This window comes from Neisseria gonorrhoeae, assembly GCF_003315235.1.
GTDB classification, from domain to species: Bacteria; Pseudomonadota; Gammaproteobacteria; order Burkholderiales; family Neisseriaceae; genus Neisseria; species Neisseria gonorrhoeae.
This window is the reverse complement of the sequence record NZ_QNRU01000005.1, coordinates 60,903-81,294: the sequence shown is the minus strand read 5'-3', so window position 1 is coordinate 81,294 and position 20,392 is coordinate 60,903. Positions and strand designations below refer to the sequence as shown.

General features: G+C 51.6%; 18 protein-coding genes, 1 tRNA gene and 2 pseudogenes. 14 read left to right on the top strand and 7 right to left on the bottom strand.

All coding sequences use genetic code 11. The features are described 5' to 3' along the window. Positions 1 to 112 precede the first annotated feature (112 nt). Both dnaG and secA read right to left on the bottom strand, forming a co-directional pair. A complete protein-coding gene (gene dnaG / locus DFR77_RS04145) occupies positions 113 to 1,885 on the bottom strand; it encodes a DNA primase (RefSeq protein ID WP_003688265.1) in 1,773 nt (590 codons plus the stop codon). 144 nt (positions 1,886 to 2,029) lie between these two features. Continuing rightward, positions 2,030 to 4,780 carry a preprotein translocase subunit SecA gene (gene secA, locus DFR77_RS04140; protein WP_003688267.1) on the bottom strand — a complete coding sequence of 917 codons (2,751 nt, stop codon included), beginning with the start codon at positions 4,778 to 4,780 and terminating at the stop codon, positions 2,030 to 2,032. 131 nt (positions 4,781 to 4,911) lie between these two features. Between secA and DFR77_RS04135 the strand changes: the two genes are divergently transcribed. The 6 genes and pseudogenes from DFR77_RS04135 to DFR77_RS04100 all read left to right on the top strand — a co-directional run bounded on the left by DFR77_RS04135 (position 4,912) and on the right by DFR77_RS04100 (position 9,900). Then, positions 4,912 to 5,334 carry a DciA family protein gene (locus DFR77_RS04135; protein ID WP_003688269.1) on the top strand — a complete coding sequence of 141 codons (423 nt, stop codon included), beginning with the start codon at positions 4,912 to 4,914 and terminating at the stop codon, positions 5,332 to 5,334. Positions 5,335 to 5,616: 282 nt separating this feature from the next. Beyond that, positions 5,617 to 6,168, top strand: coding sequence for an azurin (gene azu / locus DFR77_RS04120; RefSeq protein WP_003688275.1), 552 nt, complete (start codon positions 5,617 to 5,619; stop codon positions 6,166 to 6,168). A 94-nt stretch (positions 6,169 to 6,262) separates the two neighbouring features. Continuing rightward, complete coding sequence (locus tag DFR77_RS04115) at positions 6,263 to 6,772, top strand: hemerythrin domain-containing protein (protein ID WP_003688276.1); 510 nt, start codon at positions 6,263 to 6,265, stop codon at positions 6,770 to 6,772. 33 nt (positions 6,773 to 6,805) lie between these two features. After that, positions 6,806 to 7,426, top strand: coding sequence for a glucose-6-phosphate 1-dehydrogenase (locus tag DFR77_RS04110; protein ID WP_003688277.1), 621 nt, complete (start codon positions 6,806 to 6,808; stop codon positions 7,424 to 7,426). A gap of 112 nt (positions 7,427 to 7,538) precedes the next feature. After that, positions 7,539 to 8,684, top strand: coding sequence for a succinyl-diaminopimelate desuccinylase (gene dapE, locus DFR77_RS04105; RefSeq protein WP_003688278.1), 1,146 nt, complete (start codon positions 7,539 to 7,541; stop codon positions 8,682 to 8,684). A 419-nt stretch (positions 8,685 to 9,103) separates the two neighbouring features. Then, positions 9,104 to 9,900, top strand: a pseudogene (locus DFR77_RS04100) (helix-turn-helix transcriptional regulator). Here the strand turns inward: DFR77_RS04100 and DFR77_RS13295 are convergent. Continuing rightward, positions 9,878 to 10,435, bottom strand: a pseudogene (locus DFR77_RS13295) (YbhB/YbcL family Raf kinase inhibitor-like protein). The pseudogenes DFR77_RS04100 and DFR77_RS13295 sit on opposite strands and share 23 nt — an antisense overlap. A 349-nt stretch (positions 10,436 to 10,784) precedes the next feature. Between DFR77_RS13295 and DFR77_RS04085 the strand changes: the two are divergent. The 6 genes from DFR77_RS04085 (at position 10,785) to DFR77_RS14355 (ending at position 15,843) form a co-directional block, all read left to right on the top strand. Beyond that, entirely contained in the window at positions 10,785 to 11,537 is a 753-nt protein-coding gene (locus tag DFR77_RS04085) for a methylated-DNA--[protein]-cysteine S-methyltransferase (RefSeq protein WP_010358329.1), read from the top strand. 190 nt (positions 11,538 to 11,727) lie between these two features. Beyond that, positions 11,728 to 11,803: transfer RNA gene (locus DFR77_RS04080), tRNA-Asn, on the top strand. A gap of 130 nt (positions 11,804 to 11,933) precedes the next feature. Then, the gene (gene waaF / locus DFR77_RS04075; RefSeq protein ID WP_003693355.1) at positions 11,934 to 12,944 is read left to right on the top strand and encodes a lipopolysaccharide heptosyltransferase II; all 1,011 of its coding nucleotides are present in this window, start codon (positions 11,934 to 11,936) and stop codon (positions 12,942 to 12,944) included. Between the two features lie 54 nt (positions 12,945 to 12,998). Beyond that, complete coding sequence (smpB, locus tag DFR77_RS04070; RefSeq protein ID WP_010358325.1) at positions 12,999 to 13,445, top strand: SsrA-binding protein SmpB; 447 nt, start codon at positions 12,999 to 13,001, stop codon at positions 13,443 to 13,445. Between the two features lie 1,055 nt (positions 13,446 to 14,500). After that, positions 14,501 to 15,085, top strand: coding sequence for an autotransporter outer membrane beta-barrel domain-containing protein (locus tag DFR77_RS14360; protein ID WP_269815427.1), 585 nt, complete (start codon positions 14,501 to 14,503; stop codon positions 15,083 to 15,085). A 17-nt stretch (positions 15,086 to 15,102) separates the two neighbouring features. Beyond that, positions 15,103 to 15,843, top strand: a complete 741-nt coding sequence (locus tag DFR77_RS14355; RefSeq protein WP_269815428.1) for an autotransporter outer membrane beta-barrel domain-containing protein — start codon at positions 15,103 to 15,105, stop codon at positions 15,841 to 15,843. On the opposite strand, the gene DFR77_RS04050 is transcribed toward DFR77_RS14355, so the two are convergent. From DFR77_RS04050 to DFR77_RS04040, 3 genes are all read right to left on the bottom strand, one after another. After that, positions 15,826 to 16,122, bottom strand: coding sequence for a nucleoside/nucleotide kinase family protein (locus DFR77_RS04050; RefSeq protein WP_198763718.1), 297 nt, complete (start codon positions 16,120 to 16,122; stop codon positions 15,826 to 15,828). The two genes, DFR77_RS14355 and DFR77_RS04050, sit on opposite strands and share 18 nt — an antisense overlap. Before the next feature lie 49 nt (positions 16,123 to 16,171). Beyond that, complete coding sequence (locus DFR77_RS04045; protein ID WP_003688292.1) at positions 16,172 to 17,539, bottom strand: FAD-binding oxidoreductase; 1,368 nt, start codon at positions 17,537 to 17,539, stop codon at positions 16,172 to 16,174. Between the two features lie 109 nt (positions 17,540 to 17,648). After that, complete coding sequence (locus tag DFR77_RS04040) at positions 17,649 to 17,960, bottom strand: hypothetical protein (protein ID WP_033910053.1); 312 nt, start codon at positions 17,958 to 17,960, stop codon at positions 17,649 to 17,651. A gap of 472 nt (positions 17,961 to 18,432) precedes the next feature. On the opposite strand from DFR77_RS04040, the gene DFR77_RS04030 reads away from it, so the two are divergent. Then, the gene (locus DFR77_RS04030; RefSeq protein WP_003688300.1) at positions 18,433 to 18,915 is read left to right on the top strand and encodes an FKBP-type peptidyl-prolyl cis-trans isomerase; all 483 of its coding nucleotides are present in this window, start codon (positions 18,433 to 18,435) and stop codon (positions 18,913 to 18,915) included. A gap of 86 nt (positions 18,916 to 19,001) precedes the next feature. Beyond that, positions 19,002 to 19,814 (top strand): squalene synthase HpnC, encoded by an 813-nt coding sequence (gene hpnC / locus DFR77_RS04025; RefSeq protein WP_020996842.1) that lies wholly within the window; start codon positions 19,002 to 19,004, stop codon positions 19,812 to 19,814. Between the two features lie 72 nt (positions 19,815 to 19,886). Here hpnC and DFR77_RS04020 read toward each other — a convergent pair whose 3' ends face one another. Next, the gene (locus tag DFR77_RS04020; RefSeq protein WP_003688307.1) at positions 19,887 to 20,357 is read right to left on the bottom strand and encodes a DUF1841 family protein; all 471 of its coding nucleotides are present in this window, start codon (positions 20,355 to 20,357) and stop codon (positions 19,887 to 19,889) included. Positions 20,358 to 20,392 lie beyond the last annotated feature (35 nt).

Below are 20,392 nucleotides of genomic sequence, written 5' to 3'. Positions count from 1 at the left end.
CTGATGCCGTCTGAAGGCTTTTTGGGATGGGTGTTCTGCAGGTGTCGTTGTTGCAGCCGGGGTGAATGCTTTTCAGACGGCATAACGGTTTACAGATGGCGGAATCCGCCGGTCAATTTTGTTTTGCGGTCAGCAGCGACAGCAAAAGTTTTTTCTCGCTTTCATTTAAGCCGGATTGCAGGCTTTTTTGTTTTAATGTTTCAATTTGGCTGTATTTTAACTCATTGAGCAGTTTTTTGATGCCGATTTGGAAGTTTTCGCAATCTTCTTCGCCGCCGCCTTCCATTTCTTCCGATTGAAGGGCCGACCGGAAGATGCGGTCGATTGTTTCTTCGTAGGGCGAACCGCGCATATGTTCCAAAACCTGTGCGGTTGCCGGCACGGAAGGATGGTTTTTAATGGTTTCGGCGAGGTTGGCAAGGCAGGCGAAATCGCCGTCCAACGCCAGATAATCGGGCAGGTCTATATATGCAGCCCAATCCGGATTTATCAAGAGGCTGCGGATTTGCCGTTGCACCAATGTCGGCATAACGGGCTGTTTGACGGAAATCGGAGGCAGTTTGTAGTTTTTTTGTTTGACGTGCCGCTTTGGCGCTTCCTGTCCGAGCAGTTGCGCGAGGTTGTCGGGGTCGATGCCGACCAGCTCGCTAAGCCGTTGTTTTAACAAATAAGCCAATGCCGGTGCGGTAATCTGCACCAAAAGCGGCGAACTGGTTTTCACCAATTCCGCCTTGCCTTCCTGCGTATTGAGATGAATGCCGTCTGAAAGGTGTTCCCAGAAATATTCCGACAAAGGCTTGCTTTGATTCAGAAGCGCGTCTTCAAATTGCGCTTTGCCGTAGGCGCGGATGTAGCTGTCGGGGTCGTGTTCTTCCGGCAGGAATAAAAAATGCAGCGATTTGTCGTCTTTCAACTGCGGCAGCGCGTTTTCCAGCGCGCGCCAAGCCGCTTTTCGCCCCGCGCTGTCGCCGTCGAAACAGAAATAAATACTGTCCGCCTGCCGCATCAGGATTTTGACGTGTTCCGCCGTCGTCGCCGTGCCCAAGGCCGCCACACCGTAGCCCACGCCGAACTGTGCCAGCGCGACCACGTCCATATAGCCTTCGACCACCAAAATCCGTTCTGCCTCTTTTACAGCAGCACGCCCCTCATACAAGCCGTAAAGGTTTTTCCCCTTATCGAACAAAGGCGTATCGGGCGAATTCAAATATTTCGGTTTCGAGTCGTCCAGCACCCTGCCGCCGAAACCGATGACCTGCCCGCGCGGATTGCGGATGGGGAACATAATCCGATGGCGGAAGCGGTCGTAATGCCGCCCCTCATTGTCAATCACCATCCCCGTATCCACCAACGCGGTATTCGGATACGGTTGGAACACTTGCGCCAAAGGCTGCCAGCCGTCGGGCGCGTAGCCCAAACCATAATGCGCGATGACTTCCGCGCTCAAGCCGCGTTTGTCCAAATAAGCTTTCGCAGCCGGATTGAATTTCAGCTGCTGCGCGTAAAAATCAGCTGCCGCCGCCGTCGTTTCTTCCAGCGTCTGCTGTTTTTTCTTGCGCTCGGCACGGACTTCGGGATTATCGTTCTGCCCGCGCACTTTAGGCACAATCATACCTACGCGGTCGGCAAGGAACTGAACCGCCTCCGGAAACGACAGTCCCTGATGTTCCATCACAAAACCAATCGCCGAACCATGCGCCCCGCAACTGAAACAATGATAAAACTGCTTGGTCGGACTGACCGAAAACGACGGTGTTTTTTCCTTGTGGAACGGGCAACACGCCATATAGTTCGCCCCGCCTTTTTTCAGCGGAACCTGCTCGTCGATGATGCCGACAATATCGGTTTTGGCCAGAAGCTCGTCAATGAAGTCGGATGGAATCATGATGTGGGGGGACGGGATGTCTGTTTTCGGTACGGACGGTACGAAATCGGGATTTTTCGGAATGGCGGTCGGATGTGGCGGTTCAGGCAAAATGCCGTCTGAAGCCGGAAACCGGATGTTCAGACGGCATTTGCGTTCAAACGCTTAAGCCAATTTGCCGTGGCATTGTTTGTATTTCAAACCGCTGCCGCAGGGGCAGGGGTCGTTGCGGTGGACGATTTGTCCCCGCGCTTCCAAGGCTTCGGGGCTGAAATCCGTCCCATCGGGATTAAAGGCTTCGGTAACCAGATCGGTTTGCGACTGACCCAAAAGTTCTTCTATATCGGGCGATTCGGAATGGATGGACTGGATGTTGCCGACGGGTTGCTCTTCAACCGCCGCGACAGGGTTTTGTTCGATTTGAACCGAAGTAAGCAGGGAGGCGATATGGAATTTGATGCCGTTCCACAGGTCTTGGAACATGGTAAAGGCTTCGCGTTTATATTCCTGCTTCGGATTTTTCTGGGCATAGCTGCGCAGGTGTATGCCTTGTCGCAGGTAGTCCATGGCGGCAAGATGTTCGCGCCATTGGTTGTCGATGGCCTGCAACATCACGTTGCGCTCGAAATCAGCCATTGCCTGCTTGCCGACCAGTTCGGTTTTGGCGGCATATTCGTTTTCGATACGTTCGATCAGGCGCTCTTTGATGTCTTGACCGTCAATCGCATTGTCCGCCTTCAGCCAGGATTGGATGTCTTCCTGAAGCCTGAATTCGGCAGCCAGGCGGTTTTCCAGTGTCGGGATGTCCCATTGTTCTTCCATGCTGTCGGGCGGCATATAGGTATCCACGAGGTCGCTGACGGCATCAGAACGGATTTCCTGCATCAGGTCGCCGATGTCTTTGCTGGTCAGAATTTCGTTGCGCTGGCTGTAAATGACTTTGCGCTGTTCGTTGGCAACGTCGTCGTATTCCAAAACCTGTTTGCGCATATCGAAGTTTCTGCCTTCGACTTTGCGTTGCGCCCCTTCGATTTGGCGCGTCAGCAGGTTGTGCTCGATGGCAACGCCGCGTTCGGGGGCGAGGCGGTTGAGGATGGCGGCGGCGCGGTCGAGTGCGAAGAGGCGCAACAGCGGGTCTTCAAACGAGAGGTAGAAACGGCTGGATCCGGGGTCGCCCTGACGGCCGGAACGTCCGCGCAACTGGTTGTCGATACGGCGGCTTTCGTGGCGTTCCGTACCGATGATGTGCAAACCGCCTGCTTCCATCACTTTATCGTGTTCTGCCTGCCAGCCGTTTTCGAGTGCGGCGATTTGTGCCTGTTTCTCTTCGTCGCTCAAGGTTTCGTCGGCGCGGATGGCATCGGTTTGGTGCTTCAGGTTGCCGCCTAAAACGATGTCCGTACCGCGTCCCGCCATATTGGTGGCGACGGTAATTGCGCCGACTTTGCCGGCTTGGGCGACAATCAGGGCTTCGCGTTCGTGTTCTTTGGCGTTGAGGACGTTGTGCGGCAGTCCGGCTTTTTGCAGAAGGCGGGAGACCAGTTCGGAGTTTTCGATGCTGGTCGTACCGACGAGGACGGGCTGCCCGCGTTTGTGGCATTCCTCGATGTCTTTGACGACGGCTTCGAATTTTTCTTCGGCGGAACGGAAAATCTGGTCGTTGAAGTCTTTGCGCTGTACGGGGCGGTTGGTCGGGATGATGACGGTTTCGAGGTTGTAGATGCTTTGGAACTCGAAAGCCTCGGTATCTGCCGTACCGGTCATACCGGAGAGCTTGGTGTACAGGCGGAAATAGTTTTGGAAGGTGATGGAGGCGAGGGTTTGGTTTTCGCGTTTGATTTCCACGCCTTCTTTGGCTTCTACGGCTTGATGCAGGCCTTCGGACCAGCGGCGGCCGGACATCAGACGGCCTGTAAATTCGTCAACGATGACGATTTCGCCGTCTTGGATAACGTAATGTTGGTCTTTGTGGAACAGCGAGTGCGCGCGTAATGCTGCCATAAGGTGGTGCATCAGGGAGATATTTGCCGCCGAGTACAGCGAGTCGTTTTCTGCCAGCAGCCCCATTTGGGTCAGGATTTGTTCGGCGTGTTCGTGACCTGTTTCGCTCAGGATGACCTGATGTGCCTTTTCGTCGACCCAATAGTCGCCTTCGCCTTCTTCTGTCTCTTGACGGACGAGGTGGGGCGGAACGGTGTTCATGATTTGGTAGAGCTGGATGTTGTCGTCTGCCTGACCGGAGATAATCAGCGGGGTGCGCGCTTCGTCAATCAAGATGGAGTCCACTTCATCGACAACGGCAAAATTCAATTCGCGCTGCACTTTGTCGTATTGGTCGGTTACCATATTGTCGCGCAGGTAGTCGAAGCCGAATTCGTTGTTCGTGCCGTAGGTAATGTCGGCAGCGTAGGCGTTTTGACGGTCGAACGGCTGCATATCTGAAATAATCACGCCGACGGTCAGACCGAGGAAATTGTAGAGCGGCTCCATAATGCCTGCGTCGCGCGAGGCGAGGTAGTCGTTGACGGTAACGACGTGCACGCCTTTGCCGGCCAGCGCGTTGAGATAGACGGCGAGGGTGGCGACCAGGGTTTTGCCTTCGCCGGTACGCATTTCGGCGATTTTGCCGTCGTGCAGCACCATACCGCCGATAAGCTGCACGTCGAAGTGGCGCATACCGAGTACGCGGCGGGACGCTTCGCGGCAGACGGCGAAGGCTTCGGGCAAAATGCCGTCCAAAGTCTGACCGTCGGCGAGGCGTTGTTTGAATTCGGCAGTTTTGGCTTGCAGATCAGCATCGCTTAGGGCTTGCATCTGTTCTTCGAGCGCGTTGATTCTGGCAACGGATTTACGGTATTGTTTCAGCAAGCGGTCGTTGCGGCTGCCGAAGATTTTCTTGGCAATGTTTGTCAGCATGAATAATTCCTGCGCCTGATATAATAGTGGGGCGAAAACGCGATTTTAACACAAGCGTTTGTGCAAAGTGCTAATGCCGTCTGAAATAAAGGCGCGTTTGCGGTATTTCAATCTTTTGGGGTGTATGTTTTATGAATTTGGAACAGTTGGGCAGGCGGGACGCGCTGCTTTCCGGACTTTTGAAACAGGCGGGACAGTGGCGGCGGTTGGATGCTGCCGTGAAAAAACTGCTGCCTGCCAACCTGCACCCCCACTTTCAGACGGCATGTATCGAAGACGGCAGGCTTGTCCTTTTGGCGGCAAACAATATGGCGGCATCGCGTTTGAAGATGATTGCCCCGTCGGTATTGCCGCAGCTGGCAGGGCTTGATGCTTCGATACGGTCTGTTTCGGTCAGGCTGGTTCCAAAACCGGAAAAACCGCCGAAAACCAATACCCTGCATTTGAGTAAGGCTGCGTTGGAGAGTTTCGATTCGGCGGCGGCAAAGTTGGAAGAACGGCATCCCGAATTGGCGGAGGCACTGGAGGAGCTGGTCAGGAAGTACGGGGCATAAGGCGGCCGGCAGGGATGTTGTAAATATCCGTTAATATTTGCGCGGCGGGGGACGGCTGCCCTAATATTAAAGAAATAGGTTCGGGGTAAGATTGCCCTTTTTTTGGGTAAACGATTGTAAACTTGCAAACAGGCTTTGATTTCAAATGAAGTTTGTAGCAAAATGCCGCCCCGAAACATCTGTTTGTGCAACACGGCGGAATCTTTTTCAAGGTTTTGTTAATGGCGGTTGCACTTTGATTTCCGTAAAACCGAATATTATTTTATCGATTGGAGATTTACCATGAAAGCTTATCTGGCTCTGATTTCTGCCGCCGTTATCGGTTTGGCTGCCTGCTCTCAAGAACCTGCCGCGCCTGCTGCCGAGGCAACTCCTGCCGGTGAAGCACCCGCTTCCGAAGCGCCTGCCGCCGAAGCTGCTCCTGCAGATGCTGCCGAAGCCCCTGCTGCCGGCAACTGTGCGGCAACTGTCGAATCCAACGACAATATGCAGTTCAACACCAAAGACATCCAAGTCAGCAAAGCATGTAAAGAGTTCACCATCACTCTGAAACATACCGGTACGCAACCCAAAGCCAGCATGGGTCACAACCTTGTGATTGCCAAAGCTGAAGACATGGACGGCGTATTTAAAGACGGCGTAGGTGCTGCCGATACCGACTATGTCAAACCTGACGATGCGCGCGTTGTTGCCCACACCAAACTGATCGGCGGCGGCGAAGAGTCTTCCCTGACTTTGGATCCTGCCAAATTGGCTGACGGCGACTACAAATTTGCCTGCACCTTCCCGGGTCACGGTGCTTTGATGAACGGCAAAGTGACTTTGGTCGATTAATCCGCTTAAAGTTTCAAAAGACAGACAGCCTGCTTTGTGCAGGCTGTTTTATTATAAAATGACTGCTTGAAAAGTCCCCGTTGAGAACGAAAACATGAATCCGTTTGAAACCCAAAGCGTTACCTTTGCCGAACCGATTGAAATGCTGTATGCCTGCCACGGCAAAGTGCGCCGTTTTTGCGGCCAGATTGCTATGTTGTCGGGCTATATCGCCGAAAACGGCTGCAATCAGCTTGTTTTGCAAACCATCCGCCAAATCTCCCGGTATTTCAACGTTGCCGCGCCGCTGCACCATGAGGACGAAGAAGAAAACTTTTTCCCGCTGCTGCTGCAATACGCGCCGCAAGCCCGTGAAGGCGTGGACGAGCTGTTGCGCCAACATATCGGGCTGTACGACAACTGGGCGGCTGTTTCCGCCGAATTTGCCAAACTCGAAGCAGACAACGCTTATATCCCCGATGCGGAAGCGTTCAAACGCTTTGTGGAGGGATATGATGTGCATCTGGCGATTGAAGAGCCTTTGTTCGACATGGGCAAAACGTTTATCCCCGAAGAGAAGCTGACCGAAATCGGCGAAATCATGGCGGCGCGCCGGTGCAAATAATGCCGTCTGAAACAATCGTCTCAAGGATATATTATGCTGACGCCCAAAAGCTGCGATTTGTTCAATATCCCGTTTTTCCAGTTTGCCCAGCTCAAAAAATACCAGCCCGAGAGCATTCCGCAAATCAAAGCCGACTACAAGGAAAACTGGCAGATATGGCAGCAGTTGATACAGCAGGTCGCCGCAGATTTGAGCGAACCTTTCGCCCCGCCGCATATCGAACGCTGGTGTAACGGCTGGCAGGTTCGCGCCCATTTCTTCGCCTACTTCAAATACGCCCAATACAAAAATTCCGCCGCCATCCTGTCGATACTGCTCAACCGCCGCCGCCTGAGCGTCAGCTTGGACTGGCATTGCTACAAAGCCGACGTGTCGCCGATTGCGCTGCCCGAGTACAACCGCTGGCTGGATGATTTCGATACCGAAAAATACGCCGCATTCGATATGTGGCACGGCGCGGAAAGCGAATATGACGACTACCGCACCGTCGCACAACAAAGCGAATCCGACCGAAGGTTGCAAAACGACGAAGACTTTTTCTGCATCGGCAAACACATTGAGCGCGACGATTTGGGCAAGCAGGATGTAGCAAAATGGATAGCCGAAACGGTGGAAGATTTACTGCCGCTTTACGAAGCCTGTCACGGCAAATGATTCAGAAAACTGACGGGTACGAATGCCCGTCTTATACACCAATCCAACCCGGAGGTCGTCTGAAAATCAGCTTCAGGACATTTCAGACGACCTGATTTCCAAAGTGAACAAAATGACCGAAACCCAATCCCTAGAACTCGCCAAAGCGTTGATTTCCCGCCCGTCCGTTACCCCCGACGACCGAGATTGCCAAAAACTGCTTGCCGAACGCCTGCACAAAATCGGTTTTGCGGCTGAAGAACTCCATTTCGGCGACACCAAAAACATCTGGTTGCGACGCGGCACGAAAGCTCCCGTCGTCTGTTTTGCAGGGCATACCGACGTTGTGCCGACAGGTCCTGTTGAAAAATGGGATTCGCCCCCGTTCGAACCGACCGAGCGCGACGGAAGATTATACGGGCGCGGCGCGGCGGACATGAAAACCAGCATCGCCTGTTTCGTTACCGCCTGCGAACGCTTTGTTGCCGAACATCCCGACCATCAAGGCAGCATTGCACTCTTGATTACTTCCGACGAAGAGGGCGATGCACTGGACGGCACGACCAAAGTCGTCGATGTGTTGAAAGCACGCGGAGAGTTGATTGACTACTGCATCGTCGGCGAACCGACCGCCGTGGACAAATTGGGCGATATGATTAAAAACGGCCGGCGCGGCTCGCTGTCGGGCAGCCTGACCGTCAAAGGCAAGCAAGGGCATATCGCCTATCCGCATTTGGCGGTGAATCCCATACATACTTTTGCCCCGGCCTTGTTAGAGCTGACGCAGGAAATTTGGGACGAAGGCAACGAATATTTCCCGCCGACCAGCTTTCAAATTTCCAATATCAACGGCGGCACAGGCGCGACCAACGTCATTCCGGGCGAGTTGAACGTCAAATTCAATTTCCGCTTCTCCACAGAGTCCACCGAAACAGGGCTGAAACAACGCGTCCACGCCATTTTGGACAAACACGGCGTGCAATACGATTTGCAGTGGTCGTGTTCGGGACAGCCCTTCCTGACCCACGCGGGCAAACTGACCGACGTGGCACGCACCGCCATTGCCGAAACCTGCGGCGTTGAGGCCGAATTGTCCACCACCGGCGGCACTTCGGACGGACGCTTCATTAAAGCCATTGCGAAAGAACTCATCGAATTAGGCCCGTCCAATGCCACCATCCACCAAATCAACGAAAATGTGCGGCTGGACGATATTCCGAAGCTGTCGGCGGTGTATGAGAGGATATTGGCGCGGTTGTTGGCTGAAAAGGCCGTCTGAAAAAAAGATGGGCTGGTTGTCGGATATGGATGTCCGACAATCTGATTAGACCCAACATGAGTTTGAGATAACGCATTGATTTTTATGTAGAGCGATTTATTTGAACGGTAATCCATTCCCTCTCCCGTGGGAGAGGGTTAGGGAGAGGGCATTGGGACGGCAACGGAAATATTGTCTGTATCTGCCACGTTTTACCCTCCCTCCGACCCTCCCCACAGGGGAGGGAGCTAAGTTGCAGGCACACCGACGGAATATGGTTGAAACCCTGCCCTTCAGGGCAGTAGAATTTTGGTTTATTTTTTGGGAAGTAACCCCTTCCAAATCAGGGTAAACAGGGCTGCGCCTTATGTGCGGCCCTGTGTGTTGAAACATTGAGGAATATAACCGTGCCGTCAAATTACTTTCATACGCGTGAACGATTGGGTGCTTTAGGCGGCATCGTGCAACATCATACCGCCTTGTACCGCAGCGTGGCGGTATATGAACCGACCGTGGTTATCGTGCGGCGCGGATGCAAGAAGCTGCGGTGGGCGGGGCGCGAATTGAGGATTGCGGCGGGTGAGGCTGTCGGCTTGGCAGGCGGGCAGACGTTTGACGTCATCAATATTCCCGATTCAGACGGCCTCTATCAGGCGCAATGGATTGCTTTCGAACAGGAAACCGTAGAAAGGTTCGCCGCACAATACGGGACGGCGCAGGCAGTGTGCGATGCGGTGAAGCTGCCGCACCCCGGGCGTATGGGCGCGGCGTTTGATTATGCGGCTGCGGTACTGGCGGATGAAGAAGTGCCGCACAATGCGGCGTGTTGGCGTGGTTGCAGCATGACGGCATCGGTTTTGCCGTGTACGGAGGCGTCAACCTGATGCGGCAAATCCGCAAACTGATTACTGCCGATGTGGCTGCGGACTGGTCGTCGGCAATGCTGGCGCAGCGGCTTAATTGCAGCGAGGCGGCGTTGCGGCGGCGGTTGGCGCGGCAGGACACGAATTTCCGTACGCTGCTGACGGATGTACGCATGATGCGCGCGCTGACGCTGTTGCAGGTTACGCAATGGTCGGTAGCGCAGATTGCCGGCGCGGTTGGCTATGACTGCCCGTCCCGTTTCAGCGCGCGCTTCAAAGAGCTGTTCGGTTGCGTACCGTCGGTGGTCCGCTCGGAAGCGGAGCCGGCGGCATATCGGCGCACGGGGCAGGTCAGCGTCGGTGTTCGACCGTGAGTTTCGCTTCGCCCAAGCTGTTTGCCTTAGTGGAGAAACCGACCAGCACGGGTGTGGATTCGGCGGTGATGTTCGGCAGCTTGGCGACTTTCAGCGCGGTAAGCGTGAATTCGTAGCGGTGTTTCCTGCCTTCGGGAGGACACGCGCCGCCGTAGCCCGGCGCGCCGAAGTCCGTGCGGGTTTGCAGCGCGCCTTTGGGCGGCCTGCCTCATTGTGCGGTAATGCCTGCGGGCAGGCGGCGGACATCGGCGGGAATGTCGGCGACCACCCAGTGCATCCGGTCCAGACCGATCGGCGCGTCTTTATCGTAAACGGTCAGGACGAAACTTTTTGTCCCTGCGGGCGGGTTTTTCCACGACAGCGCGGGCGAAGCATTGCCGCCCGAACAGCCGAAGCCGTAAGGCGCGCTCAAAAGCTGGTTTTGCGTGAAGCCGCCGTCTTCGGACGGGTTGTCGAATTGCAGCGTGAATGCGCCCCCGGCAAAGGCAGCGGTTGAAAAAGCCAGCAGTACGGCGGAGAGGATGCGGGTTTGCATAGATGATTCCTTTGCTTGATGAATAAGCGGATTCATTATAGGCTGTCAACGGCGGCAGGAATGTGCCGAAACGGTTGGATGATGTGCCGGAATGCGCAAATGCAAAAATCGTGGTTTCAGACGACCCTTTGAAGGCCGTCTGAAATTTTTCATAGGGCGACGCTTTATGTGTCGTCCTGTGTGTTGAAACATTCCTTTCCCTGATGCTTTGGAAATATTGTATATTTAGGCATTGCCGCAACCAGACCCTCAAGGTTTCCGCCGCAGCCTGTTCCTGTACCGGCGTGCGGGAATGGCGGAAATCGGGGATTTCGCCGTCAAATTTATGATAGGGATACGGAGCAAACGAATGATTACCCTGCCTTCCTTAAACAATCTGCCGTCAAAATGGGATGAAATCCGCCATTGCCTCGAAACCCGGGTTTTTGAGTGCGGCGTTATGCCGTATCCCAATCTGACGGAATGCGAAGCCGGGCAGTTCGAGCGGGATTTTTGGGACAATATCGGCTGCGCGCCTGAAGAATATGTCCGTATCCGCCGCGCCATCCGTCTGTTGGAATTACGTTATCCCGACAGCTTGAACGAGCTGGTGTGTGCCGCCATTGCCACGCCTTTGGGCGAGATGTTGGCGGTGTTCGGCGTTAAGGGATTGTGCCTGCTGGAGTTTGTCGGACAGAAACATATGGAGCAGGAAATTGCCGCCGTCCAAAAAGCCTTGCGCGGACGGTTTGTGTTTCGGGAAGACGGGCGGATGCAATTTTTGCGTCAGGAATTGGATTTGTATTTCCAATGCCGTCTGAAAACCTTTGCCACGCCCTTGGAAATGATTGGTACGGCGTTTCAAAAACAGGCGTGGGACGCGCTTTTGGCGATTCCTTACGGCGAAACGCGCAGTTATAAGGAGCAGGCGCAGCGTTTGGGCAACCCCAAAGCCGTCCGCGCCGTTGCCGCCGCCAACGGGCAGAACAAGGTGTCTGTCATGATTCCCTGCCACCGCGTCATCGGCAGCGACGGCAAACTGACCGGCTACGCGGGCGGGTTGAACCGCAAACAGTTTTTACTGGCTTTGGAACGCGGCGAAGTTCAGACGGCATTGTTTTAAGCGGGGAAATGCAGAACGGCTCATCGGGCTTAAATATGGTGTGATGACGGCTGTGAAAATTCATACAACGGCAATCCTTTTAAGGCATCGGTCTTAATGTCTTTCTGATTCATATGCTTGTCGTTTTGTCGCCCATTTTTCCAAAATTAAGGATTGACACATTTTTTCCGGACGCTATAATACGCCCCATTCCCCGATAGCTCAGTCGGTAGAGCGACGGACTGTTAATCCGCAGGTCCCTGGTTCGAGCCCAGGTCGGGGAGCCAGAATTTTGAAGCCCGAACTTGAATGTTCGGGCTTTTTCACATTTGCACGTCCGGCGCTCGGAATGCGGCGAGATAGGTTTTCCAACGGTTTCGCGGTAAAATTCTGCCTGTCTGATTTCGGTTTCGTTTTATGTCTATCAAAATCCTGATTATTTCTCCCAGTTGGATAGGCGACTGCGTGATGACCCAGCCCTTGTTCCGCCGTTTGAAGAAACTTCATCCCGGTTGCACGATTGATGTGTTCGCACCGAAGTGGTCGATGGCGGTGTTCGAGCGTATGCCGGAAGTGAATGAGATTCTTGAAAATCCGTTCGGACACGGTGCGTTGGAGCTGAAACGCCGTTGGCGGGTCGGCAGGGAGTTGGGACGGCGCGGATACGACAGGGTTATCGTGTTGCCGGGTTCTTTGAAGTCGGCAGTCATCGCGCTGGCAACGGGCATCGGAAAAAGAACGGGTTATGTCGGCGAAAGCCGTTATTTTCTGTTGAACGATATACGCAGGCTGGATAAGGAACGTCTGCCTTTGATGGTGGACCGATATACGGCTCTCGCGCATCAGAGTCAGGAAGATTTTGACGGGCATTCGAGATTCCCCGAGTTTTCCATTGATGAACGGCGGCGGGAAATTTCTGTCGAAACTTTCGGTTTGAATCTTGGAAAGCCTGTTCTGGCTTTTTGCCCGGGTGCGGAATTCGGGCCGGCAAAGCGTTGGCCGGCAAGGCATTTTGCCGAGTTGGGCAAACACTATTCGGAGGCGGGTTGGCAGGTTTGGTTGTTCGGTTCGCAAAAAGATAATGAAATCGCCGAAGAAATCAACTGCCTTTCAGACGGCATGTGTGTCAATTTGTGCGGCAAAACCGATTTGTCGCAGGCAATGGATTTGCTGTCGTTGGCGGACACGGTCGTGTGCAACGACAGCGGGCTGATGCATTTGGCGGCTGCTTTGGGCAGGAAGGTAGTGGCGGTTTACGGTTCTTCCAGCCCGACGCATACGCCGCCTTTGAGCGACAGGGCGAAAATCGTCAGCCTGCACTTGGAATGTTCGCCCTGTTTCAAACGTGAATGCCCGTTGGGGCATACCGACTGCCTCAACAGGCTGTATCCCGAGAAGATTGTGCAGGCGGTTGAAGAGGCGGTATGATGGCTTCTGTTTTCGGATTTATACCGTCTGACGGCGGATATTGATAGGATGTTTATGGCTATTGCGAACAATAAAAAAGCATTTCACGATTTTTTCATTGAAGACCGGATTGAAGCCGGTTTGGTCTTGGAAGGCTGGGAAGTCAAAGCAATCCGCGCCGCGCGCGTACAGCTTAAAGAGAGTTATATCTATTGGAAAAAAGATGCGTTTTATCTGGTCGGCTGCCATATTACGGCTTTGCCTACGGCTTCGACACACATCAAACCGGATGCCGTACGTCCGCGCAAACTGTTATTAAAACAGTCGGAAATCAATAAGTTAATCGGAAAAACCGAACGTGCAGGTTACACCATCGTGCCGCTGGATTTGCATTTTTCACGCGGAAAAATCAAGATGGAAATCGGTTTGGCAAAAGGTAAGAAACAGCACGATAAACGACAAAGTATGAAGGAAGCCGACTGGAAACGCGAGAAACAGCGGTTGATTAAGCATACGCGCTGATTGTGGAAACAATGCTTCAGACGGTACGGGCAAGGCTGCCGCCTGATGCGTAAACGTTCTACACTTAAACCAGCATCCGCTTTAATCAGCACAGCATGATGCCCCAAACCTTCGTCAAAGGTTTGAGCAATTTGATGATAAATTGGCATTAGCCAAGGGTAAAGTGCGGTCATTTTTCCTGAAATTTTTGTAAATAACGAGGGCAATTATACACATTTTCAAACCGGCTTGACAAAATAGCAAAAAGCAAACGTTTACTTTTAATAAATAAGAAATAAATAGAGAAAATTTGAACTAAATGACATTTTTTGTTCAGTTTTATGCTAAAATCCACGCCCTATTTATTTTTACTTGATAAAGGAAAATTTATTATGAAACTCGAAGCAAGCAGAAGTTTAAAAAATCATTTATTATAAGTCTATTTTTTTCTATTCTTTATACCTCTCCGCTTTTGGCTGTTGATTACGTTTACGACAATTCTAAATTAACAAATGAGCAAATTGATCGCTTAAAAAAAACTTAGAGATAAAAGCAGCGAATACTGGAAACAAGAAACTTATCTTTTAAAACCGACGAATGGTAGCTCTCAGAACTCTCTCAAAGTTCCCGCACTATCCTCTAAAACACACCAATTCGAAAACATCAACAACTCAAAAAAGATTTCTTTTTATGACAAGGAATACACTGAAGATTACCTTGTTGGCTTCGCCCGAGGTTTCGGGGTTGAAAAAAGAAATGGGGAAGAAGAAAAACCACTCCGGCAATATTTTAAGGACTGTGTAAATACTGAGAATTCCAATAATGATAATTGTAAAATTTCATCCTTCGGAAACTATGGCCCAATATTAATAAAGAGCGATATTTTCGCCTTAGCATCACAAATAAAAAATAGCCATATCAACAGCGAAATTTTATCTGTAGGTAATTATATCGAATGGCTTCGCCCAACACTTAATAAGCTTACTGGTTGGCAAGAGCATCTATATGCTGGTTTAGATCCATTCCACTATATTGAGGTTACAGACAACTCGCACGTTATCGGACAAACGATTGATTTGGGAGCATTAGAATTAACAAATTCTCTATGGGAACCCCGTTGGAACTCTAATATTGATTATTTAATAACAAAAAATGCTGAAATTCGTTTCAACACTAAAAATGAAAGTTTACTCGTAAAAGAAGATTATGCTGGCGGAGCTCGCTTTCGTTTTGCTTACGATCTAAAAGATAAAGTCCCTGAAATACCAGTTTTAACTTTTGAAAAAAATATAACTGGCACATCAGATATTATTTTTGAGGGAAAAGCGTTGGATAATTTGAAACACCTAGACGGGCATCAAATTGTCAAAGTAAATGACACCGCAGATAAAGATGCCTTTAGACTTTCCAGTAAATACCGAAAGGGAATTTATACGCTCTCTTTACAACAACGCCCAGAGGGCTTTTTTACCAAAGTGCAAGAACGCGATGATATTGCGATTTATGCACAACAGGCTCAAGCCGCCAATACCTTATTCGCCTTGCGTTTGAACGACAAAAACAGTGATATTTTCGACCGCACTTTACCACGCAAAGGCTTGTGGTTGCGTGTGATTGACGGACATTCCAACCAATGGGTGCAAGGTAAACAGCACCTGTAGAAGGCTATCGAAAAGGTGTGCAACTCGGCGGCGAGGTGTTCACATGGCAAAACGAAAGTAATCAACTTTCTATTGGCTTAATGGGCGGACAAGCAGAACAACGCAGCACTTTCCGCAATCCGGATACAGACAATCTTACAACGGGAAATGTGAAAGGCTTTGGTGCGGGCGTTTACGCCACTTGGCATCAGCTTCAGGACAAACAGACAGGTGCGTATGTTGATAGCTGGATGCAATATCAACGTTTCCGCCACCGCATTAACACTGAATATGCTACAGAACGTTTTACTTCAAAAGGTATTACTGCCTCAATTGAAGCGGGTCACAATGCGTTATTGGCGGAACACTTCACTAAAAAGGGCAACAGCCTTCGTGTTTACCTACAACCACAGGCGCAATTGACTTATTTGGGGGTAAACGGAAAATTCAGCGATAGCGAAAATGCCCAAGTGAATTTGCTTGGCTCCCGCCAATTACAAAGCCGAGTGGGCGTTCAAGCTAAAGCGCAATTTGCTTTCACTAATGGCGTCACTTTCCAACCATTTGTTGCTGTCAATTCAATCTACCAACAAAAACCTTTCGGTGTGGAAATAGACGGGGATCGTCGAGTGATAAACAATAAGACGGTAATTGAAACTCAATTAGGTGTAGCAGCGAAAATCAAATCTCACTTAACCTTGCAAGCCTCATTCAACCGCCAAACAAGCAAACATCATCACGCTAAACAAGGTGCGTTGAATTTACAGTGGACGTTTTAAGTTAAATTGTAACAAAATAAAATCGGCAGGGAAATTCACTGCCGATTTTATTATTTTAAAAGTGCGGTCATTTTTCGTGTAATTTCCACCAATTTTTACCGCACTTTCAATTTCAGCTTGAACAAGTTCAATAGTCTGCTCTGCATTAATTACGACTGCTTTTGGATTATCTTTTACTAATTCTAAATAGCGTGCTCGAGTGCGATGGAAAAAATCTAAATCCATTTGCTCAATACGGTCTAACTCGCCACGTCCACGAGCTCGCGCTAAACCGACAATCGGATCTATTGTCCTTTTCTTTGTTGTGTATGCAAATCAGAAATGCCGGTTACGGAAGCAGTTTGCCAGGATTCATAATGTTATATGGATCAAGGTGTTGTTTGATGCTTTTCATCAGGGCAATTTCAGAGGGCGTGCGGACAGCGGGCAGCCATTGTTTTTTGATGATACCTATGCCGTGTTCGGCGGCAATCGTGCCGTTGCGGGCAAGGACGTTGCGATAGACTGTGCTGTTGATGTCGTTTTCGTAACGGTAAACTTCATTGCTGAGGATTTCGGGCGGGAAAGTATTGTAGTGCAGGCTGCCGTCGCCCAGATGTCCGAAGCAGACGATTTGTATGCCTTTGAAATTCTGTTCCAAATCTTTGGCGCACCGGCGGACAAAGTCGGCAACGCGCCCGATAGGAACGGCAATATCGTGTTTGATGCTGGTGCCCAGTTTGCGTTGGGAGGCGGAGATGTTTTCGCGCAACGCCCACATATGGATACGTTCTTGTTCGCTTTGCGCCAATACGCTGTCGGTAAATCCTTTTTTATAAAGAAATTCGACAAGCCGATCATCAAGATTGCTGTCGGGTAATGAGTCGGTCAACTCAAGTAAAATATGCCATTCTGAATGTGTCGGCAGGGGGAGTTTGCTGAATTCGGAAGACAACTCGGCGGCAAAACGGCCGATCAGTTCAAAACTGCATAAGCGTTCGGCAAAGTGCGCTTGGGTTTCGGTCAGCAGGCGGACGGCGGATTCGATGTCGGGAATGCCGACCCATGCCGTTGCCTTGTCCGAGGGACGGGCAAAAAGCTTGAGCGTGGCGGCAGTGATGATGCCCAGTGTGCCTTCGCTGCCGATAAACAGATGGCGCAGGTCGTAGCCGGTGGTGTTTTTATGCAGGGGATGGAGATGGGAAACCAGTTCGCCGTTGGGGAGGACGACTTCCAAACCGATAACCAGGTCGCGCATCGTGCCGTAACGCAATACGTTCAAACCTCCGGCATTGCAGGCGATGTTGCCGCCGATTTGGCACGAGCCTTCGCTGGCGAGACTGAGTGGGAACAGCCTGTTTGAGGCTTCGGCTGCCTGTTGGACGGTTTGGAGTACGGAACCTGCTTCGACGGTTATGCAGTTGTCTGACAAATTGATGCTGCGGATGCGGTTGAGTTTGGAAAGGTTCAGCAATACGCCGTTTTCCGATACTGCCGCGCCGCACAAACCGGTATTGCCGCCTTGCGGCGTAACCGGAATGCGGTGTTCGTAACAAAAACGCATAATGGTTTGCACGCTTTCAACGCTGCGCGGCTGCAAAATGATGTCTGGTGCAGACGTAAAGCGGTTGCGCTGATCTTTTAAAAGCGTCGGAGAAGGTTCGGCAATTTCATCTGCCGGCAGGAGTCGGGAAAATTCGGTATGAAGGTCAGGCATGTTTGTCGGAAGGGTAGGGAGAAGATTGAGGAAGGGAATCTGATGCCGTCTGAAAAATCAAAAAAGCAGGATACTGAACGTATCCTGCTTTTTTGCAAGCGGAAAATGCTTATTTTGCAGCTTCGGCAGCAGGAGCTTCGGCAGCAGGAGCTTCAGCGGCAGGTGCTTCGGTAGCAGCAGCTTCGGCGGCAGGTGCTTCGGTAGCAGCAGCTTCGGCGGCAGGTGCTTCGGTAGCAGCAGCTTCGGCGGCAGGTGCTTCGGCGGCAGGTGCTTCGGCGGCAGGTGCTTCGGCAGCGGGAGCTTCGGCAGCAGGTGCCTCGGTAGAGGAAGCCTCAGCAGCAGGAGCTTCAGCGGCTTTTTCTCCGCCGCAGGCAGCCAAAGCCAAAGACAACAAAGCAGCGGCAAACAGGGATTTTTTCATTTTAGTAACCTTTAAAATCAATTTAAATTATTGAAACAAATAGGTCTTTTTCGACCATGCTACAAACCGGGTTGGAAATTCATCGCTGAATTTGCGTAATTATGCACCATGGAATAAGGGATTGCAATGTCGTACAGATGGGAAAAAGGTTTGAATGAAAAGTTTTCTGGCGGGCGGATTGATAAATCCTGTAAAACGGTTTTGCTGTTAAAAATCCGATAGGGATAAATATTATAGAGATTAATATAATTCAGTATCTTGTATGATTTATTAAGGCAGATTGGGGAAGTCGGCAGATGGGTCGGAATGGTTTTTGAGAGTGTTGTAAAAAATTTACACTGCAATAAAATAACAAAAATTTACATTGAAATATGTGCCGTACAGTTTATGAACAGGTTAACGGTAATCGGCCGGCGCGGCGGTTGTGTTAGAATGCGCCTGTAATCAATCTGCTGTTCCTGAAAGGACAAATATGGCTATTGCAAAAAATTCCGTGGTTTCGCTGCATTATGAGATGTATGATGCCAACAATCAGCTTTTGGATAAAACCGAAGAACCGATTGCGTATCTGCACGGCGGTTACGACGGCATTTTCCCTTTGGTGGAAGAGGCGTTGCACGGTAAGGATGCCGGCGATACGGTCGATGTGGCGCTTTCGTCCGACGATGCGTTCGGCGAGCAGGATTCGGAGTTGGTCCGTATTGAAGATGCGGGCGCGTTCCCTGTTGAAGTCGAAGTCGGCATGATGTTTGAAGCCGACGATCCTGAAACCGGCGATGTTGTCGTCTATCGTGTAACCGATGTTGCCGACGGCAAGGCGGTGGTGGACGGCAACCATCCTTTGGCAGGCATGAAAATCCGCTTTAAAGCTACGGTTGAAAGCGTGCGCGATGCATCCGATGAGGAAATCGCACACGGTCATGTCCACGGTTCGCACGGTCATTACCACCACTGATTGCCGGCAGCTTGGAGGTATCTGATGCCGTCTGAAAAGGGTTTGTTCCGTTTCAGACGGCATTTTGTTTGATGGATGGAGAAGGTATGTCGGTTGGGCATTATGAGAATTTTCCCGTCGGTTCGCTGATTTTGCCGCGCAGGTTGAGGAAGCCGGTTCATGCGGTGTATGCGTTTGCACGGACGGCGGACGATATGGCGGACGAGGGCAGTATGCCGTCTGAAGCCAGGTTGTCGGGGTTGGAGGGTTTGCGGCGCGAGTTGGACGTGTTGGCATCGGGCGGCCGGTCGGCGCATCCTTTGATTGCACGATTGGATGCCGAGGCGGTTGTGCCGTTCGGTTTGGATTTGCAGCCGTTTTATGATCTGCTCTCGGCGTTTTCGCAGGATGTGGTTAAAACGCGGTACGCGCATTTCGGCGATCTGACCGATTATTGCCGGCGTTCCGCCAACCCTGTCGGACGCATTATGCTGGCTTTATACGGGAAAACGGATGCGGTGTGCGTAGCGCAAAGCGACGGTATTTGTACGGCTTTGCAACTGGTGAATTTTTGGCAGGATGTAGCTGTGGATTGGCAAAAGGGCAGGGTTTATATCCCGCAGGACGATTTGTTGAAATTCGGTGTTTCTGAGGAACAGATCGCAGCAGGACGGGCGGATGCGGCGTTTCAGCGGCTGATGGCGTATGAGTGCCGGCGTGCATTCCGTATGCTGAAGGCGGGTTCGCCTTTGGCGCGCGAATTGAAAGGGCGTATCGGTTTGGAACTCCGTATGATTGTGTTGGGGGCGCAGTTGATTTTGCAGAAACTGGACGCGTGCCGATACGATGTGTTTGCACAACGCCCCGTTTTGGATAAGAAGGATTGGTTGATTATGTTGAAACGCGCGTTGTGGAAATGATTGGGGGAAAATGAATGCCGTCTGAAAGGGGTTGTTCCGCTTCAGACGGCATTTTGCAGGCGGTCGGTATGGTCAGGCGATTTCATGCGGGTTTAACCTGGCTTGATCCTCTGCACCCAAGCCGATGAGTTTGCGCAGTCGGGTCATGTAGAAATTGACATCCAAACCGGTACCGTAGCGTTGCGCCGTCCACAGTGTTTCCGCCAGTGCCTCCATCATTTCGTGTTCGGCTTCCGGCCAGCCGCGTTTGGCGCACAGGGTGTCGTGGATGGCGCGTATGCCGTGCGGCTGGTCTATGCCCGCCTGTTCTTGGACGGACAAATGCAGCGACATATGCAGGAAGGGGTTGCTTTCGCCGTTTTCGGGCAGCCAGTCGGTGTCCAGATGGTCTTCGATGCGTTCGAGATAACGGTGGTATTCGGGATGGGCTTCGACAATGCGGAGGGCTTTCTGTTCCAACGCGCCCAATTGCAGCGGATTGAGCCGCTGCTGCCACACGCGGGCGAAAAAGCGGCGGACATCGTGGGTATTGACATCGTACATGGCGGGTCCGATAAGATGTTTATGGAAATAGGTTC